Source organism: Massilia niastensis DSM 21313 (genome assembly GCF_000382345.1).
Classification (GTDB): Bacteria; Pseudomonadota; Gammaproteobacteria; order Burkholderiales; family Burkholderiaceae_D; genus Telluria; species Telluria niastensis.
Genome location: NZ_KB908165.1, coordinates 1 through 16,251 on the forward strand (window position 1 = coordinate 1; position 16,251 = coordinate 16,251).

Here is a 16,251-nt window from a genome sequence, read left to right on the forward strand (position 1 = left end):
CCAGGCTTTTGATCCTGCCGAGGCGCTACGCCTGATGAGGAGGCTGGAGTTGATCCACACTCCCAAGCATGGCAGTTGGCTCAACATGGCCGAATCGGAACTGAGCGCCGCTACGCGGCAATGTCTCGGACACCATATCGATGAGGTCGATGCCGTGGACCAGTTGGCTCGACAATGGGCCAGTCGCCGCAACCTACGCCAGACCGGTATCGACTGGCAATTCCGTACTGCAGACGCCCGGATCAAACTCAAGCACCTGTATCCGAAAATCGAAGTGTGATGCTGTACTAGTCCAGTGGACTAGTTTCCGCCGAGATCATCGAGCGCGATATCGACACCGATAACGATCACCGCGTGGACGGAAATCCGTCCACCCTACCCAAGGCGCTTGAGCGCCTGGTCGATCGCCCCAAAGATCGACTTCCCCTTCTCATCCAGCATCTCGATCCGGATCGTATCCCCGAAGCGCATGAAGGGTGTCGACGCCGCCCCGTCCGCGATCATCTCCAGGCAGCGCTTCTCCGCGATGCACGAATACCCCCGGCGCGCATCCTTGTTCGACACCGTGCCCGAGCCGACGATGCTGCCGGCCCGCACATTGCGGCTCTTGCACAGGTGCGCGATCAGCTGCGGGAAATTGAACGCCATGTCGTCTCCCGCATTCGGCTGTCCCACCAGGTGGCCGTTCCAGACCGAGCGCAGCGGCAGATGCAGCTTGCCGCCGCGCCAGGCGTCGCCCAGGTCGTCGGGTGTCACCGCGACCGGCGCGAAGCTGGTGGCCGGCTTCGACTGCAGGAAGCCGAAGCCTTTGGCCAGCTCGTCCGGGATCAGGTTGCGCAGCGAGACGTCGTTGACCAGCATCACGAGCCGGATGTGCTGGCTGGCTTCGTCGGGCGTCGCGCCCATGCTCACGTCGCCGGTGACGACCGCCACCTCGGCCTCGAAATCGATGCCCCACTCCTCGTGCGCCAGCACGATGTCGTCCACCGGTCCCAGGAAATCGTCGCTGCCGCCCTGGACCATCAGCGGGTCTTCCCGGAACGAGGCCGGCATCTCGGCATTGCGCGCGCGCCGCACCAGCTCCACGTGGTTGAGATAGGCGGAAGCGTCGGCCCATTGGTAGGCGCGCGGCAGCGGCGCCATGCAGCGCGCCGGATCGAAGTCGAACGGACGGCGCGCCCTGCCCTCGTTCAGCTGGCGGTACAGCTCGTCGAGCTGCGGGGCGATGAAGGTCCAGTCGTCGAGCGCGGCCTGCAGGGTCGGCGCGATGCCGTCGGCGATGTGGGCGGTGCGCAGGTCGCGCGCGACCACGGCCAGCTGGCCGTCGCGGGTACCGTCGTTGAGGGTGGCGAGTTTCATGATGCAGGCTCCTGGTTGGCAGCCCGCTATTCTACGGCCCGGCTCAGTACTTGAACACGACGCCGGCGCCGATAGTGCGCTGGAAGTAGTTGTAGTCGATCATGCTCTGGCCATAGCCCGAGAACCAGTGCAGGTAGCCACTGAGCGGGCCGGCCACCGGGAAGGCCCAGCCGAGCTGGGTGGCGCCCTTGTTGGTATGGAAGTTACGGCGCAACATGGCCGATACTTCGTGGCCGCCGTCCAGCCGCCAGGTGCCGGCCAGCTCGCCGCGCCCCATGTAGTCGGTGATGTCCGGGTTGTTGTCCTCTTCGAGCGATTCATTGACCCGCTTCCAGACCTTGGCCGTCACCGTCAGCGGGCCGCGCTCCAGGCCGACCTGGGCATAGAAGCGGTTCCAGCTGCGCGACAGGCTCGACGACTGGCCGTTCGACTGGTGCACGAAGCCCAGGTTCAGGAAACGCAGGTTGGCGCCCAGTACACCGACGTTCAGCGGCGTCACCAGCATCAGCTCGGGCTGGTAATTGGTTTCGCGGAACGGGCTCGAGGCTCTATGGTTGCCGGCCTGCCAGAAGCTGTTCTGGGTATAGCCGAACCACAGGTCGACCGGCTTCAGGAACATGGATTCGATCAGCTTCATCTTGAAGCCGAGCTGGAACTCGAGCTCGCCCTTCGACAGGCCCGTGGTCAGGCCGGCTTCATCGCGGAACGGCTCGTAGGGCGCCTCGTTCGGCCGGTAGGTACGGGTGCCGATCAGGTAGTTCGGGTGATGCGGGCGGAACACGAAGGTGCCGCGCTTGTCGCGGGCGTCCAGCTCCCAGTGTCCGCTCAGGCTGTATTGGGCGGCCGCCTCGACGGTCGGGTCGACCGAGGCGGCGGCGTCGGTCTCGGCGCTGCGCGGTCCCGGGAAGGCGCTGGCGGACTGGGCCGGCAGTGCTTCCGGGACGGCGGTCGCGGCAGGCGCAGTGGATGCGGCCGGAGCGGCCTGCGCCGCGGCGAGGCGGTCGAAGCAGGCGAGGCGTTGGGCGTTGTCGGCGATCGGCGCGCAGTCGGCCAGGTGTTGCGGAAGACTCTGGGCCAGGGTGGGAAGCGCGATCAGGAGGGGGACGAGGGAAAGCGTGGTTCGATAGACGTGCATGTTTTTTTGAAAAGACTATTGCGCGGCGGCCCATCGCGGGCGCGCCGTCGCCCGCCAGTGTCGCGGAAAAGTCTTATCGGTGTCGCACGTGACAGAGGACGCAGTCTTACGCCGCCGGTACCAGCAGGTCGAGCTGGGCCTGCTCCAGGAAGCACCACTCGCCTTCGCGGATGCCGAGTGCATCGAGGGTCAGGCCGCCGATCTGCGAGCGGTGCAGCGCGCTGCAGTGGTTGTCCGCGGCCGCCAGCATGCGCTTGACCTGGTGGTACTTGCCCTGCTCCAGCACGATCTCGAGCTGGTGCTCGCCGCGCTTCACGCACGAGACCGCGCGCAAGGGCGCCGGCTCGTCGTGCAGCTGCACGCCGGCGAGCAGCCGTTCGACCAGCGCATCGGTCACCGGTTCGGCGGTCGTGGCCTGGTACACCTTGGGCACGTGGCGCTTGGGCGAGGATTGCGCGTGGATGAAGGGGCCGTCGTCCGACATCAGCAGCAGGCCGGTGGTGTCGTGGTCGAGGCGGCCGACCGGCTGCACTTCGCGCCAGCTGAACTGTTCCGGCAGCAGGGTCAGCACGCCGGGGTGATGGCTCGGCTTGCGCGAGCATTCGTAGTTGGCGGGCTTGTACAGCGCGATATAGACATGCTCGCGGTAGCGCCACTCTTCGTCGAACACGGTCAGCACCAGGTCGCCGGTCTCGAACGTGGCCTTGTAGTTATCCTGGATTTCGCCGCCAATGGCGACGTCGCCGTCCTCGATCAAGGCGCGGCAATACTTGCGGGTGCCGAAGCCCTGCGATTGCAGGATACGGTCTAGGGACAGTTTACTCATGGGCCGAGACTTTAACAGAAGCACCTTGCCCGTGAAAGCCGCAGCGCATGTCCGTGTGGCATGCATTCGTTCATTTGACGGGCGTCAAGCTTCGGAAATTTCCGATTGATAGACTTCAATGCGTTAGGAATTTGCCTAATCGACCGCGGTCACCGCCGCGTCCGTCAGGTGTTTCAAGCAGAGGAAACCACCGTGAACAACGACCTCGACACTGCAAGCATGACACTGCACGCTGCCGATGCCCACAAGGCGCGGCTGCGTTTGGCAAGTGAACACGCTTCGCTTTTCCCTACCCGGCTGGCGCTGGCGCGCTGGACCCATGGTGGCGACCTGCCGCACCTGGCTCCCGGCGCCCCGGCGCGGCGCGCGGCCTGGTATGCGGATGCCGGGCGCGACCTCCAGGCCTGGCTCGAGCATGGCGGGTTCGCCCAGCATGACGAACCGTGCGCCTGGCCGATGCCGCCCCTGGCGCCCGTGCCGCCGGCGCGGGACGGAGATACCGAACAGTTGGGAGCCTGCACGTGAGCCGCTCAGGATCGGCAGCCGCATGCCTTGGCTGGGCAGCGATGTGAGCGCTCGCTCAATGTCTCTGGGGTGAATGCGTGACCCAGGAATGGAAAACGACGGCCGAAGCCGCCGTTCTCCGCTCCCATTGGGAACACTACTGTGAGGAATAAAAATTCTCTCGAAACTGCACTGGATGCAGTGGATAGTGCTTCCGATGTGGACGATGACGAACAGGCTGAGTGACTATCATCCGCCGCGGCAGCAACTACATACATACTATAGACCACTGACTGCTGGATGCAAGCAAAAATCCCGTTGTTATGCCGGTAGGATGGACAGCTTTGCTGTCCACGCGGTGATCGTTAGCGGCGCCGGCACCCGGGTTCGATGTTTTCGCATTTAACGATCACCGCGTGGACGGGGAACCCGTCCACCCTACTGTAATTGCGGCCTAGGCGAATGAATGGCCGCCTTCACCGCGCTCTCGCCCACCGCCGCGCCGAATTTCTTCAGCACGCGCTCCGGCAGGTTCTCGTGGGCCGTGTAGTCGACGATGTCCTCGGCCTTCACGATGTCGCGGGCGACCGTGTCGACGGTGCCGAAGCCGTCGGCCAGGCCCATCTCCACCGCCTTCGCGCCGGTCCAGTACAGTCCCGAGAAGGTTTCGGGCGTTTCCTTCAGGCGCTTGCCGCGCCCGGCGCGCACCACCGAGATGAACTGCTGGTGGATCTCGTTGAGCATCTGCTGGGCATGCGCCTTGTGCTTGTCGGACTGCGGGCTGAACGGATCGAGGAAGCCCTTGTTCTCGCCGGCGGTCAGGAGACGCCGCTCGACGCCGAGCTTGTCCATGGTGCCGGTGAAGCCGAAGCTGTCCATCAGCACGCCGACCGAGCCGACGATCGAGGCCTTGTTCACGAAGATGCGGTCGGCCGCCGAGGCGATGTAATAGCCGCCCGAGGCGCAGATCTCGTCGACCACGACATACAGGGGCTTGTCCGGATAGCCGCGCTTGAGGCGCTGGATCTCGTCGACGATGATGCCCGCCTGCACCGGGCTGCCGCCCGGGCTGTCGATGCGCAGCACCACGGCCGCCGAACCCGAATCGGAAAACGCCTTGTTCAGCGAAGGAATCACGGTATCGGCCGCGCCGCTGCCTTCTGCTTCGATCTCGCCGTTAATTTCGATCAACGCGGTGTGACGGCCGAGGTTTTCGTCGCCGCCGGCATTGGTGGTGAAGTCGAAATAGGCCCACAGCGCCAGCAGGGCCACGATCAGGAAACTGAGCTTGAAGAAAATGCCCCAGCGCCGCGCCGAGCGACGCTCCTGCACGGAGGCAAACACCAGCTTCTCGAGCGTCGCGCGCTCCCAGTTGCTGATCGTCGGGTCGGCGGCAAGCCGGCTTTCGCCTGGGTGTTCGTTGCTGGTCTGGTCGGTCATAAATTCTGTCGTTATCTGAAATTCGTGGCGCTGTCCTATGCAGGCACATGAAACTGGTCGTTCGGCTGCCAGAAGATCTTTCCATCCTTTTCGATGACGGGAATCGGATGCAGCCGGCCATTACGGCAGGGACCGCCGGCGCACCTGCCGCTGGTGGGCAGGTATACCGCGCCATGGGTGGAGCACATCAGGTACAGGCCGCTGGATTCGAAGAACTGGCCTTCATTCCAGTCGAGCTCGATCGGGACATGGGCACAGCGGTTCAGGTAGGCATACGCCTGGCCGTCGTAGCGCACCACGAAACCGGTCGCCGGCTGGCCCCAGGCCAGCACAGGAAACCGGATACCGCGGCCGCCGTCGGCCAAATCGACGCCATCGCACACGAATACGCCGTCTTGTTCGCTCATCTATGCATTCTCGAGCAGCCAGGCATGCAGCTCGGGGATGGAACGCGCCGAGAACAGCGGCTTGCATGCCTGTAACTGCTGGACCGGATGAGCGCCGAATTCGACCGCGATGCCGGCCGCGCCCGCGTTGCTTGCCATCATTAAGTCATGCGTCGTGTCACCGATCATAACGGTACGGCGCAAATCCTGTCCCAATTCGCGTGTCAACTCTTGCAACATCGCAGGATGCGGTTTCGAGAATGTCTCATCCGCGCAACGGGTGGCGTCGAAGGTCGACAGCAGGCCGGCCGCGTTCAGCGCCCGGTTCAAGCCCACGCGGCTCTTGCCGGTGGCCACCGCCAGGAAATAGCCCTCGTTGGCAAGATCGGACAACATCTCGCGAACGCCCCTGAACAGGACGAGTTCATGGTCCTTGGTCAGGAAGTGATAGCGATAGCGCTCGACCATGCGCGGGTACAGGGCCGGGTCGATGTTGGGCATGACCGCCTGCATCGCTTCGGACAGGCTGAGGCCGATCACATGGGATGCCGAGGCATCGCTGGGTATCGGCAGGCCGAGGTCGCGCGCCGCCGACTGGATGCACTTGACGATCGTCGCCGTGCTGTCCATCAGTGTGCCGTCCCAGTCGAACACGACCAGGTCAAATTGTTTTCTTGTCATGTCATGCGGTGGCAGCAGCCACCGGCCTCTTATTAAATGTTGTCATGCGTTCCGTCGTAGCCGTGTAGGGTGGGCAGCTTCGCTGCCCACGCGGTGATAGTTAACAGCAAGATCACCGGGCGCGATATCAAATACGGCAACCATCACCGCGTGGGCGGGAAACCCGCCCACCCTACTTGCATTCATGCCAGTGCTTGCCCCAAGCTTACCAAGAATCGGTCGCACTCTGCCGGCAGCGGCGCGCGCAAGGTCATCTGCTGCCCATTGTCCGGATGGGTGAAGGTGATCTGCCAGGCGTGCAGGAACATGCGGCGCAGCGCGCCGCGTTCCTCGCCCGCCGCCTTCTGCAGCTGCTTGTTGAGCGCGAAATCGCCGTACTTCTCGTCGCCCAGGATCGGGAAGCCCGACGACGCCAGGTGGACCCGGATCTGGTGCGTGCGCCCGGTCTTGAGCTCGGCTTCCAGCAAGGCGAAGTCTTTCCACTTGCGCAACAGGTTGAACACCGTATGCGCTTCCTGGCCGCCGGCCTGCACCACCACGCGGCGCTCGCCGTCCGGCGTCGTGAACTTGTGCAGCGGCAACTTGATGTGCTGGCGCTTGTTGGTCCAGTCGCCATGCACGGCGGTCAGGTAGCGCTTGTCGGTCAGGCCTTCGCGCATCTGTTCGTGCAGGTTGGTCAGGGCCGTGCGTTTCTTGGCGATCAGCAGCAGGCCGGAGGTCTCGCGGTCGAGGCGGTGCACCAGTTCCAGGAACTTGGCCTCCGGACGCGCCGCGCGCAACTGCTCGATGACGCCATACGAGACGCCCGAGCCGCCGTGCACGGCGATCCCGGCCGGCTTGTCGATGACGAGCAGGTGGGTATCCTCGAACACGATCGCGAATTCGGCGCCCGGCGCGGCCTGGCTGCTGCTCTTTTCGGCCAGCCGGATCGGCGGGATGCGCACCACGTCGCCGGCGCCGAGCCGGTAGACCTGGTCGATGCGTCCCTTGTTGACCCTCACCTCGCCGGAGCGCAGGATGCGGTAGATATGGCTCTTGGGGACGCCCTTGCAGATACGCAGTAAATAGTTGTCGATCCTCTGACCGGCTTCCTCTTCGGTAATTGTGACAAACTGTGCCTGAAGCGCCGGCTGTGATGAAGGGGGAACACCATCGTTCTGTACAGCCATTCTCTTTGTCTTCCCAGAAATTCTCTCTAAGTCCTTCATTTTGAATATATAATCGACAGGCGGCGGTCAAACCTCTGCAGGTGTAAGAATTAAAACGATATTTTACACAGGGGCGCGCTCCATCGGCCCCGCATGAGTGCAAATTCGATGGAAAAAACGTGTACGCACATTCTTGCGCGAATCAGGGTTGCACCTGCAGTTGTAATCGGGTTGCGCGCGTGGATGCAGGATTGGATTGTTTGGATTTTTAAGGATAAATACCGGCAAGCCTGCCCTTCGGCTGCTCGCCGGTTGATGGCGTCGATAACGCTTGTCGTTTTCGCCCGACCCGATGTAAGCCTCATCCTGAAGGCTTGAGAGAGTAAGGCTGTTCTATCGCCTCGGTATCGAAGTCTTGGTTTGTTCGCTGGCTACGGTTTGGCTCGTTGTTGCATTCCGCCCTCCCGCCGCTGTGCCCACTCCGAAGGAGTGGCAAGTGGCCTGGTCGAGGTCGCGGCGTGCGGAGACAATGACGTTCGGCTCCATTTGCGCCCTGTTGCGGCGGCGACGCTGTGCGTCGTCGTGCCGCACGTCCGGGCATACCCCCCTCCAACGCTCCCTTCCCGCGTATATCCCTGTACTTCGCCGCCCGCAAGGGCGGCAATGACACGGCCCCCGGGTCGCGGAGTTTATAAAAATGAAACGTATGTTGTTTAACGCTACGCAGCAAGAAGAGCTGCGCGTAGCGATTGTCGACGGTCAAAAACTGATCGACATCGATATTGAGACAGCCGGTCGCGAACAGCGCAAGTCCAATATCTACAAAGGTGTCATCACCCGCATCGAACCCTCCCTCGAAGCCTGCTTCGTCAGCTACGGCGAAGACCGCCACGGTTTCCTCCCCTTCAAAGAAGTCGCCCGTTCCTATTTCCGCGAAGGCGTCGACGTCCGCAACTGCACCATCAAGGAAGCGCTGCGCGAAGGCCAGGAAATCATGGTCCAGGTCGAGAAGGAAGAGCGCGGCAACAAGGGCGCGGCGCTGACCTCCTTCATCTCGCTGGCCGGCCGCTACCTGGTCCTGATGCCGAACAATCCGCGTGGCGGCGGCGTCTCGCGCCGGGTCGAAGGCGAAGAGCGCCAGGAACTGCGCGAGACCATGGACAAGCTGGACCTGCCGCAGGGCATGTCGGTGATTGCCCGCACCGCCGGCATCGGCCGCACGGTCGAAGAACTGCAGTGGGACCTGAACTACCTGATGCAACTGTGGCGCGCGATCGAAGGCGCCGGCAAATCGGCGGCGGGCCCCTTCCTGATCTACCAGGAATCCTCCCTCGTCATCCGCGCCATCCGCGACTACTTCCAGCCCGACATCGGCGAGATCCTGATCGACACCGACGACATCTACGAACAAGCCCACCAGTTCATGAGCCACGTGATGCCCGACATGGTGCACCGCGTGAAGCGCTACAGCGACGACGTGCCGCTGTTCTCCCGTTTCCAGATCGAACACCAGATCGAGACCGCCTACGCGCGCACCGTGCCGCTGCCGTCGGGCGGCGCGATCGTGATCGACCACACCGAAGCGCTGGTGTCCATCGACGTCAACTCGGCGCGCGCCACGCGCGGCTCGGACATCGAGACCACCGCCTTCAACACCAACTGCGAGGCGGCCGAGGAAGTGGCCCGCCAGCTGCGCCTGCGCGACCTGGGCGGCCTGATCGTGATCGACTTCATCGACATGGAAGTGGCCAAGAACCAGCGCGAAGTCGAACAGCGCCTGAAGGACGCCCTGCACCATGACCGTGCACGCGTCCAGATGGGCAAGATCTCGCGCTTCGGCCTGATGGAACTGTCGCGCCAGCGCCTGCGTCCGTCGCTGTCCGAAGGCTCGCACGTGACCTGCCCGCGCTGCTCGGGCACCGGCCATATCCGCGATACCGAATCCTCCGCCCTGCAGGTGCTGCGCATCATCCAGGAAGAAGCGATGAAGGAGAACTCGGCCGCGATCCACGTCCAGGTCCCGGTCGATGTCGCCGCCTTCCTGCTGAACGAAAAGCGCGGCGAAGTGCTCAAGATCGAGAACCGCCACCGCATCACCGTGATCCTGATCCCGAACAAGCATCTGGACACCCCGCACTACAAGCTCGAGCGCATCAAGCACGACGATCCGCGCCTGGAAGACGCCGCCGCCAGCTACACGCTGGCCGAAACGGCCGACACCGACATGGCCTACAGCAAGCGCCAGAAGGAAGAGCAGAAGCCGCGCCAGGAAGCCGTGGTCAAGACCATCACCCCGGCCCAGCCGGCCCCGGTGGTCGACCGCAGCGAAGCCGCCAAGCCGGCCAAGCCGGTCGAGCCCGCCGCACCGGCCCCTGCGCCGGCTCCGGCCCCGGCGCCTGCCGAGACCGGGTTCTTCGCCCGCCTGCGCAACTTCTTCTTCGGCAAGCCTGCCGAACCGACCCCGCCTCCGGCTCCCGTTGTTGCCGAGAAGCCGGCCGCACCGGCGCCAGGCGAGCGTGGCGAGCGCAATGGCCGTGGCCAGCGTGCGCGTACCGGCACTGGCGGCCGCACCGGCGGCAAGCAGGGTGGCCGCGAGCGCGAGGACCGCGAAGTCGTCGCCAAGACCGCCCTGACGGAAGACAGCGCCAAGGCGCCGGAAGCCGAAGCACGTCCGCCGCGCCAGCCACGCCCGCCGCGCCAGCCGCGCGAGCCGCGTGAACAGGTCGAGACCGCCGCAGTCGCGGCGCCGCGCGCCGAAGGCGCCGAGCGTCCGGAACGCGCCGAGCGCAAGGAGCGTGGCGAACGCCCTGAGCGCGCACCGCGCCAGCCGCGCGAGCGCACCGAGCGCGCCACCCAGGTGGTGGAAGCCAAGGCCGAGGAACTGAACGTCATCCAGACCGTGGCCAGCCAGACCGTGGCCGTGACCACGACCGGACCGGAAGGCACCCAGGAAATCGTCGAGCAGGTGATCAAGTCGGTGACGACCATCGGCCCGAACGGCGAGGAAGTCGACATGGACGGCGACGAGCCGCGCCGCCGCCGCCGCCGTGGCGGCCGTAACCGCAACCGCCGCGATCGCGACCAGGCCGAAGGCATCGAGTCGGGCGAGGGCGCCGACGAGGCGCCGGCATTCGCCCCGGTAGCGGACCAGGAAGCCGCCAAGGCCGCCGCCGAAGCGCAAGCCACGACCGTGGCCAAGGAAACGGGTGCATGGGTGTTCCCGACCGCCGCGTCGATGGCCGCCGCCCAGCCGAAGGCCGAGGCAGCGCCTGTACCTGCGCCGCAACACATGTTCCCGACCAGCGCGTCGATCGCCGCCGCCCGTGCCGAGGCCGAGAAGGCTGCTGCTCCGGCGCCTGCCGCTGCACCGGCTCCAGCTCCGGCTCCAGTCCCAGCTCCAGCGCCTGCTCCGGCAGCGGTCGAGCCGGCGCCTGTGGCCGAAGCGGCTGCGCCGGTCGAAGCACCGGTTGCCGCGGCGCCTGCTGCTCCTGCTCCTGAAGCGGCTCCGGCTGCTCCGGCGCCTGTGGCGGCTCCGCTTGCCCCGGCTCCGGTTGCCGCAGCAGAACCGACTCCGGTGGCTGCTCCGGCCGTCGAGCCGGTGGCTGCTCCGGTAGCCGCCGCCGCGGCAGAACCGGTTCCGGCAGCCGCACCGGCCGTGGCCGCCGCCCCGGCTCCGGCTCCGGTTCCGGCAACGATGGACCTCGGCGACCTGCTGGCCCAGGCTGGCCTGCAACTGGCGTCGACCGACCCGGAAAAACTGCGCGCCGCGCAGGAAGCCGCCGCCCAGGCCAACACGCCGCCGCGCGTGGGACGCAGCCGCAAGCCGCTGCCGCCGCCGGTGGACGAGCCGCTGATCCAGGTGGATACGCGCCAGTAATTGGCTTGTGTGAGAAAGGGGGAGCTTCGGCTCCCCTTTTCTTTTGTAGGGTGGGCGGGTTCTCCCGCCCACGCGGTGATAACGATCCGCGCCGATCTCTATCACGATGATCTCGCATATAACTATCACCGCGTGGACGGGAAACCCGTCCACCCTACTGAGCAACAGGTAACCTACCCGACATATCAATCCGCTAATATAGCTCGCACCCAACCACACCCCGGCGCATGCACTCCCCCACCCCGGTCACTTTCCGCACCGCCCTGCTCTACTGGCTCAAGCTCGGCTTCATCAGCTTCGGCGGTCCCGCGGGACAAATCGCGCTGATGCACACCGAACTGGTGGAGCGCCGCCGCTGGATTTCCGAGCAGCGTTTCCTGCACGCCCTGAACTACTGCATGCTGCTGCCCGGCCCCGAAGCCACCCAGCTGGCGGTCTACATCGGCTGGCTGCTGCACCGCGCACCCGGCGGCATCGCGGCCGGCCTGCTGTTCATCCTCCCCTCGCTGGTGCTCCTGATCGCCCTGTCCTGGATCTACCTTGCCTTCGGCCACCTCGCCGTGGTGGCCGGCATCATGGACGGCATCAAGCCCGCCGTGGTCGCGATCGTGATCGCCGCCGCCTGGCGCATCGGCACCCGCACCTTGCGCAACGGCGCCCTGGCCGCGATCGCGCTGGCCGCCTTCCTTGCCATTGCCGTGTTCGACCTGCCCTTCCCCCTGATCGTGCTCGCCGCCGCGCTCGTCGGCCTGGCCGGCGCCCGCCTGTCGCCGCAGCGCTTCCAGCCCGGCGGCGCCCACCCGGCCGACCGCCGCCACTATGGCCCCGCCCTGATCGACGACGACAGCCCGACACCCGAACACGCCCGCTTTTCCGCGCGCCGCCTGGCCTGGGCGGTGGCGCTCGGCTGCGCCATCCTGCTGGCCGCCTGGCTGCTGCTGGCGGCGCTGGCCGGTCCCGGCGGCGTCCTGGCCCGCATGGGCTGGTTCTTCACCAAGGCCGCGTTGATGAGCTTTGGCGGCGCCTATGCCGTCCTGCCCTATGTGGTGCAGGGCGCGGTCGAGCAGTACGGCTGGCTGAGCGCGCACCAGATGATCGACGGCCTGGCGCTGGGCGAAACCACGCCCGGTCCCCTGATCATGATCGTGGCCTTCGTCGGCTTCGTCGGCGGCTGGACGCACGCGCTGTTCGGCCCCGCCGCGCTGCCGCTGGCCGGCATCGCCGGCGCCCTGGTGGCCGCGCTGTTCACCTTCCTGCCCTCCTTCGTGTTCATCCTCGCCGGCGGTCCGCTGGTCGAGTCGGGACGCGGCAACCTGCGCCTGACGGCCCCGCTCACCGCGATCTCGGCGGCAGTCAGCGGCGTCGTCGCGAGCCTCGCCGTGTTCTTCGGCCAGCACGTGTTCTTTGCCGGCGGGCAGCTCCGGCCGGCCGCGCTGGCGATCGGACTGGCCGCCGGCGTGGCCCTGCTGCGCTACCGCGTCGGCCCCATCAAGCTCATTGCCGCCTGTGCATTCGCGGGCCTCGTGCTATCGTATTGGCATGGCTGAAAAAACCATCCTGATCAATGACCTGCGCGCGCCCGCGCTCGCAGTCCCGGCAGCGCCCGAAGCACCCACCGGCCTGCTGCTCGACGCGCGCGGCCGGCCCCTGCACGACCTGCGCATTTCCGTCACCGACCGCTGCAACTTCCGCTGCGTCTACTGCATGCCGAAGGAGGTGTTCGACAAGGACTACGCCTACCTGCCGCACAGCGCCCTGCTCTCGTTCGAGGAGATCGCGCGCGTGGCGCGGCTGTTCGTGGCGCACGGTGTCGAGAAGTTGCGCCTGACCGGCGGCGAGCCGCTGCTGCGCAAGGACCTGGAGCGCCTGGTCGCGATGCTGCGCGCCCTGCCGACGCCCAGCGGCCGCCCGCTCGACCTCACCCTCACCACCAACGGTTCGCTGCTGGCGCGCAAGGCGCGCGCCCTGAAGGATGCGGGCCTGGACCGCGTCACGGTATCGCTCGACGCGCTCGACGACACGGTATTCCGCCGCATGAACGACGTCGACTTCGCGGTCTCCGATGTGCTGGGCGGGATCGAAGCCGCCCACGCCGCGGGCCTGGGACCGATCAAGGTCAACATGGTGGTCAAGGCCGGCACCAACGACGGCCAGATCCTGCCGATGGCGCGCCACTTCAAGGGCACGCCCTTCATCCTGCGCTTCATCGAATACATGGACGTGGGCGCCTCGAACGGCTGGAACATGGACGAAGTCGTGCCCTCAAGCGAGGTGGTGCGCCGCATTTCGGCCGAGCTGCCTTTGGCGCCGGTCGGCGCCAACTACGCCGGCGAGACCGCCGAGCGCTGGCGCTATCTCGACGGCGGCGGCGAGATCGGCGTGATCTCGAGCGTCACCCATGCCTTCTGCCACGACTGCACCCGCCTGCGCCTGTCGACCGAGGGCAAGCTGTACACCTGCCTGTTCGCCACCCGCGGACACGACCTGCGCGCACTGCTGCGCACCGGCCGCTCCGACCTCGAGATCAGCGGCGCCATCGCCCAGTTGTGGCGCGCGCGCACCGACAGCTATTCCGAGACCCGCACCATCAGCACGGCCGGGCTGGAACGCGGCGCACGCAAGGTCGAAATGTCGTATATCGGGGGTTGAGGACGGATGGATAGCAGCGCAATCAGCGGATTGATTCTGGCGGGCGGACGCGGCTCGCGCATGGGCAATGTCGACAAGGGCCTGCAGCCCTTCCGCGGCGCGACGATGGTGGCGCAGGTGCTGGCGCGGCTCGCGCCGCAGGTCGGCAGCATCGCCATCAACGCCAACCGCAACCTCGACACCTACGCCGCGCTCGGCGTACCGGTGTGGCCGGATGAAACGCCCGGCTTCGCGGGCCCGCTGGCCGGGCTCGAAGCCGGCCTGCGCCACTGCGGCACGCCCTTCCTGCTCGCCGTGCCCTGCGATTCGCCCTTCGTGCCGGAGGACCTCGCGGCGCGCCTGTGCGCCGCTTTACAGGAGAACGATGCCGATGTCGCCTTCGCCGCCACCCGCGAAGCGGGCATGCGCACCCAGGCCCATCCCGTCTTCTGCCTGGTGCGCGCCAGCCGCCTGCCGGTGCTGTCGACCTACCTGGCCGAGGGCGGCCGGCGCGTGGACGGCTGGTACCGCGACCTGAAGGCGGTCGAGGTGCTGTTCGACGACGCCGACGCCTTCCGCAACATCAACACGCTCGAGGAACTGCGGAGTCTCGACGAAAGCGGCCCGCGCAGCCTGGCGCAGGTGGCCAGCTGCATCGACGGCTACGATCCGGAAGCCCTGCCGGTGCGCGACGCCCAGCGCATCATCCGCGACTTCGTGCAGCCGCTGCGTTCAAGCGAGCAGGTGGCGCTGCGCTCCGCCCTGGGCCGCGTGCTGGCGCGCGACATCGTGTCGCCGATCGACGTGCCGGCCCACGACAACTCGGCCATGGACGGCTACGCGCTGCGCGGCGCCGACCTGCCTCCCGATGGCGTCGCCACCCTGAAGGTGATCGGGGTCGCCTATGCCGGCAAGCCCTCCGGACTGCTGCCGGGTCCCGGCGAATGCGTGCGCATCATGACGGGCGGCGTGATGCCCGACGGCTGCGACAGCGTGCTGCCGCAGGAATTCGCCGAACCGGCCGGCGACGACACGGTCGGCGTGCGGGCCGGCGCGATCCGCGCGGGCGACAACCGCCGCTTCGCCGGCGAAGACCTGAAGGCCGGCAGCGCCGCGCTCAAGGCCGGACGCGTGATCCGCCCGGCCGACCTGGGGCTGGTCGCCTCGCTCGGCGTGGCCGAGGTGCCGGTGCAACGACGCCTGCGGGTGGCCTTCTTCTCGACCGGCGACGAACTGCGCTCGATCGGCGAAGCGCTCGACGAAGGCTGCGTCTACGACAGCAACCGCTACACGATCTACGGCATGCTGCAGCGGCTCGGCTGCGACATCATCGACATGGGCGTGGTGCGCGACAGCCCCGAGGCGCTGGAGGATGCGCTGCGCAGCGCCTGCGAGAACGCGGACGCGATCGTCACCTCGGGCGGGGTCTCGGTGGGCGCGGCCGACTACACGAAACAGGTGATGGCGCTGCTGGGCGACGTGACCTTCTGGAAGATCGGCATGCGCCCCGGGCGGCCGCTGGCCTTCGGGCGCATCAGCTCGAACGGGCGCAGCGCCTTCCTGTTCGGACTGCCGGGCAATCCGGTGGCGGTGATGGTGTCGTTCTACTTCTTCGCGCGCGAGGCGCTGCTGCGCATGATGGGCGCCGAGGCCCCGCTGCCGCTGCTGCGCGCGCGCTCGAGCGGCGCGATCCGCAAGAAGCCCGGCCGCACCGAATACCAGCGCGGCATCGTCGCGCGCGGCGCCGACGGCGAGCCGGAAGTGCGGATCACCGGTTCCCAGGGCTCGGGCATCCTGCGCTCGATGTCGGAAGCGAACTGCATGGTGGTGCTGCACGACGAACAGGGCAACGTGGCCGTGGGCGACGTGGTGGACATCCTGCCCTTCGAAGGATTGCTGTAGGCTGCACGGCTGTGCCGTCCACTGAACTGTCCCCAAAAATTGGACACCAGTTTTCTGGGTCAGTCCGACTCCGCCCACCCTTGTATCTTGATCATATTGGTGGTTAGCTACCGCCAATCGAGGTGAAGACCAGCTTGAGCCCACCCTGAAGGCCCGACCTTGTAACGTAGATCAAGCCCTTCACCTCATTCTCACACCATATCCAACACTGGACGGTAGCCAAGGGCAATGACCCTGCATGCACAAGGAGAGTGAGTGTGATGATCGAGAATACAAGGAGAATTCATGTTTTACCTGGGTGTAGACGTTGCCAAAGCCAAGCTTGATTGCATGCTGCTCGATGGATCGAATGGCAAACTGAAATC

General features: G+C 66.1%; 12 protein-coding genes and 1 pseudogene. 6 read left to right on the forward strand and 7 right to left on the reverse strand.

The window, feature by feature from the left end; all coding sequences use genetic code 11:
* Nucleotides 1–134 (forward strand): annotated as a pseudogene (locus tag H162_RS35820) (IS630 family transposase); the annotation flags it as partial.
* A gap of 241 nt (nucleotides 135–375) precedes the next feature.
* On the opposite strand, the gene H162_RS0128080 reads toward H162_RS35820, so the two are convergent.
* The 3 genes from H162_RS0128080 to H162_RS0128090 all read right to left on the reverse strand — a co-directional run bounded on the left by H162_RS0128080 (nucleotide 376) and on the right by H162_RS0128090 (nucleotide 3,320).
* Nucleotides 376–1,359, reverse strand: coding sequence for a fumarylacetoacetate hydrolase family protein (locus tag H162_RS0128080; protein ID WP_020656808.1), 984 nt, complete (start codon nucleotides 1,357–1,359; stop codon nucleotides 376–378).
* Between the two features lie 43 nt (nucleotides 1,360–1,402).
* Nucleotides 1,403–2,494: a phospholipase A gene (locus H162_RS0128085; RefSeq protein ID WP_020656809.1), complete on the reverse strand. Its 1,092-nt coding sequence runs from the start codon at nucleotides 2,492–2,494 to the stop codon at nucleotides 1,403–1,405.
* 106 nt (nucleotides 2,495–2,600) lie between these two features.
* Nucleotides 2,601–3,320: a pseudouridine synthase gene (locus tag H162_RS0128090; RefSeq protein ID WP_020656810.1), complete on the reverse strand. Its 720-nt coding sequence runs from the start codon at nucleotides 3,318–3,320 to the stop codon at nucleotides 2,601–2,603.
* Between the two features lie 192 nt (nucleotides 3,321–3,512).
* Here H162_RS0128090 and H162_RS0128095 point away from each other — a divergent pair, with 192 nt between their 5' ends.
* Nucleotides 3,513–3,845: a hypothetical protein gene (locus tag H162_RS0128095; RefSeq protein WP_020656811.1), complete on the forward strand. Its 333-nt coding sequence runs from the start codon at nucleotides 3,513–3,515 to the stop codon at nucleotides 3,843–3,845.
* A gap of 417 nt (nucleotides 3,846–4,262) precedes the next feature.
* Here the strand turns inward: H162_RS0128095 and H162_RS0128100 are convergent, their stop codons facing one another.
* The 4 genes from H162_RS0128100 to H162_RS0128115 all read right to left on the reverse strand — a co-directional run bounded on the left by H162_RS0128100 (nucleotide 4,263) and on the right by H162_RS0128115 (nucleotide 7,500).
* Nucleotides 4,263–5,264 carry a S49 family peptidase gene (locus tag H162_RS0128100; protein ID WP_020656812.1) on the reverse strand — a complete coding sequence of 334 codons (1,002 nt, stop codon included), beginning with the start codon at nucleotides 5,262–5,264 and terminating at the stop codon, nucleotides 4,263–4,265.
* Nucleotides 5,265–5,299: 35 nt separating this feature from the next.
* Nucleotides 5,300–5,671, reverse strand: a complete 372-nt coding sequence (locus tag H162_RS0128105) for a Rieske (2Fe-2S) protein (protein ID WP_020656813.1) — start codon at nucleotides 5,669–5,671, stop codon at nucleotides 5,300–5,302.
* Entirely contained in the window at nucleotides 5,672–6,331 is a 660-nt protein-coding gene (locus tag H162_RS0128110) for an HAD-IA family hydrolase (protein WP_026355199.1), read from the reverse strand.
* A 182-nt stretch (nucleotides 6,332–6,513) separates the two neighbouring features.
* Nucleotides 6,514–7,500, reverse strand: coding sequence for an RluA family pseudouridine synthase (locus H162_RS0128115; RefSeq protein ID WP_026355200.1), 987 nt, complete (start codon nucleotides 7,498–7,500; stop codon nucleotides 6,514–6,516).
* 676 nt (nucleotides 7,501–8,176) lie between these two features.
* On the opposite strand from H162_RS0128115, the gene H162_RS0128120 reads away from it, so the two are divergent.
* The 4 genes from H162_RS0128120 to moeA all read left to right on the forward strand — a co-directional run bounded on the left by H162_RS0128120 (nucleotide 8,177) and on the right by moeA (nucleotide 15,886).
* Nucleotides 8,177–11,356, forward strand: coding sequence for an Rne/Rng family ribonuclease (locus tag H162_RS0128120; RefSeq protein WP_026355201.1), 3,180 nt, complete (start codon nucleotides 8,177–8,179; stop codon nucleotides 11,354–11,356).
* Nucleotides 11,357–11,583: 227 nt separating this feature from the next.
* Complete coding sequence (gene chrA / locus H162_RS0128125; RefSeq protein ID WP_020656817.1) at nucleotides 11,584–12,903, forward strand: chromate efflux transporter; 1,320 nt, start codon at nucleotides 11,584–11,586, stop codon at nucleotides 12,901–12,903.
* Nucleotides 12,896–14,005 carry a GTP 3',8-cyclase MoaA gene (gene moaA / locus H162_RS0128130; protein ID WP_020656818.1) on the forward strand — a complete coding sequence of 370 codons (1,110 nt, stop codon included), beginning with the start codon at nucleotides 12,896–12,898 and terminating at the stop codon, nucleotides 14,003–14,005. Before chrA ends, moaA begins: the two co-directional genes overlap by 8 nt.
* Nucleotides 14,006–14,011: 6 nt before the next feature.
* On the forward strand, nucleotides 14,012–15,886 hold the full coding sequence (gene moeA, locus H162_RS0128135; protein ID WP_040788442.1) for a molybdopterin molybdotransferase MoeA: 1,875 nt from the start codon (nucleotides 14,012–14,014) through the stop codon (nucleotides 15,884–15,886).
* Nucleotides 15,887–16,251 lie beyond the last annotated feature (365 nt).

Bases quoted from the DNA above. Each gene is read 5' to 3' on its own strand.
- H162_RS0128080 (WP_020656808.1), bottom strand. From the start codon at position 1,359: ATGAAACTCGCCACCCTCAACGACGGTACCCGCGACGGCCAGCTGGCC.
- H162_RS0128085 (WP_020656809.1), bottom strand. From the start codon at position 2,494: ATGCACGTCTATCGAACCACGCTTTCCCTCGTCCCCCTCCTGATCGCG.
- H162_RS0128090 (WP_020656810.1), bottom strand. From the start codon at position 3,320: ATGAGTAAACTGTCCCTAGACCGTATCCTGCAATCGCAGGGCTTCGGC.
- H162_RS0128100 (WP_020656812.1), bottom strand. From the start codon at position 5,264: ATGACCGACCAGACCAGCAACGAACACCCAGGCGAAAGCCGGCTTGCC.
- H162_RS0128105 (WP_020656813.1), bottom strand. From the start codon at position 5,671: ATGAGCGAACAAGACGGCGTATTCGTGTGCGATGGCGTCGATTTGGCC.
- H162_RS0128110 (WP_026355199.1), bottom strand. From the start codon at position 6,331: ATGACAAGAAAACAATTTGACCTGGTCGTGTTCGACTGGGACGGCACA.
- H162_RS0128115 (WP_026355200.1), bottom strand. From the start codon at position 7,500: ATGGCTGTACAGAACGATGGTGTTCCCCCTTCATCACAGCCGGCGCTT.
- H162_RS0128120 (WP_026355201.1), top strand. From the start codon at position 8,177: ATGAAACGTATGTTGTTTAACGCTACGCAGCAAGAAGAGCTGCGCGTA.
- chrA (WP_020656817.1), top strand. From the start codon at position 11,584: ATGCACTCCCCCACCCCGGTCACTTTCCGCACCGCCCTGCTCTACTGG.
- moaA (WP_020656818.1), top strand. From the start codon at position 12,896: ATGGCTGAAAAAACCATCCTGATCAATGACCTGCGCGCGCCCGCGCTC.
- moeA (WP_040788442.1), top strand. From the start codon at position 14,012: ATGGATAGCAGCGCAATCAGCGGATTGATTCTGGCGGGCGGACGCGGC.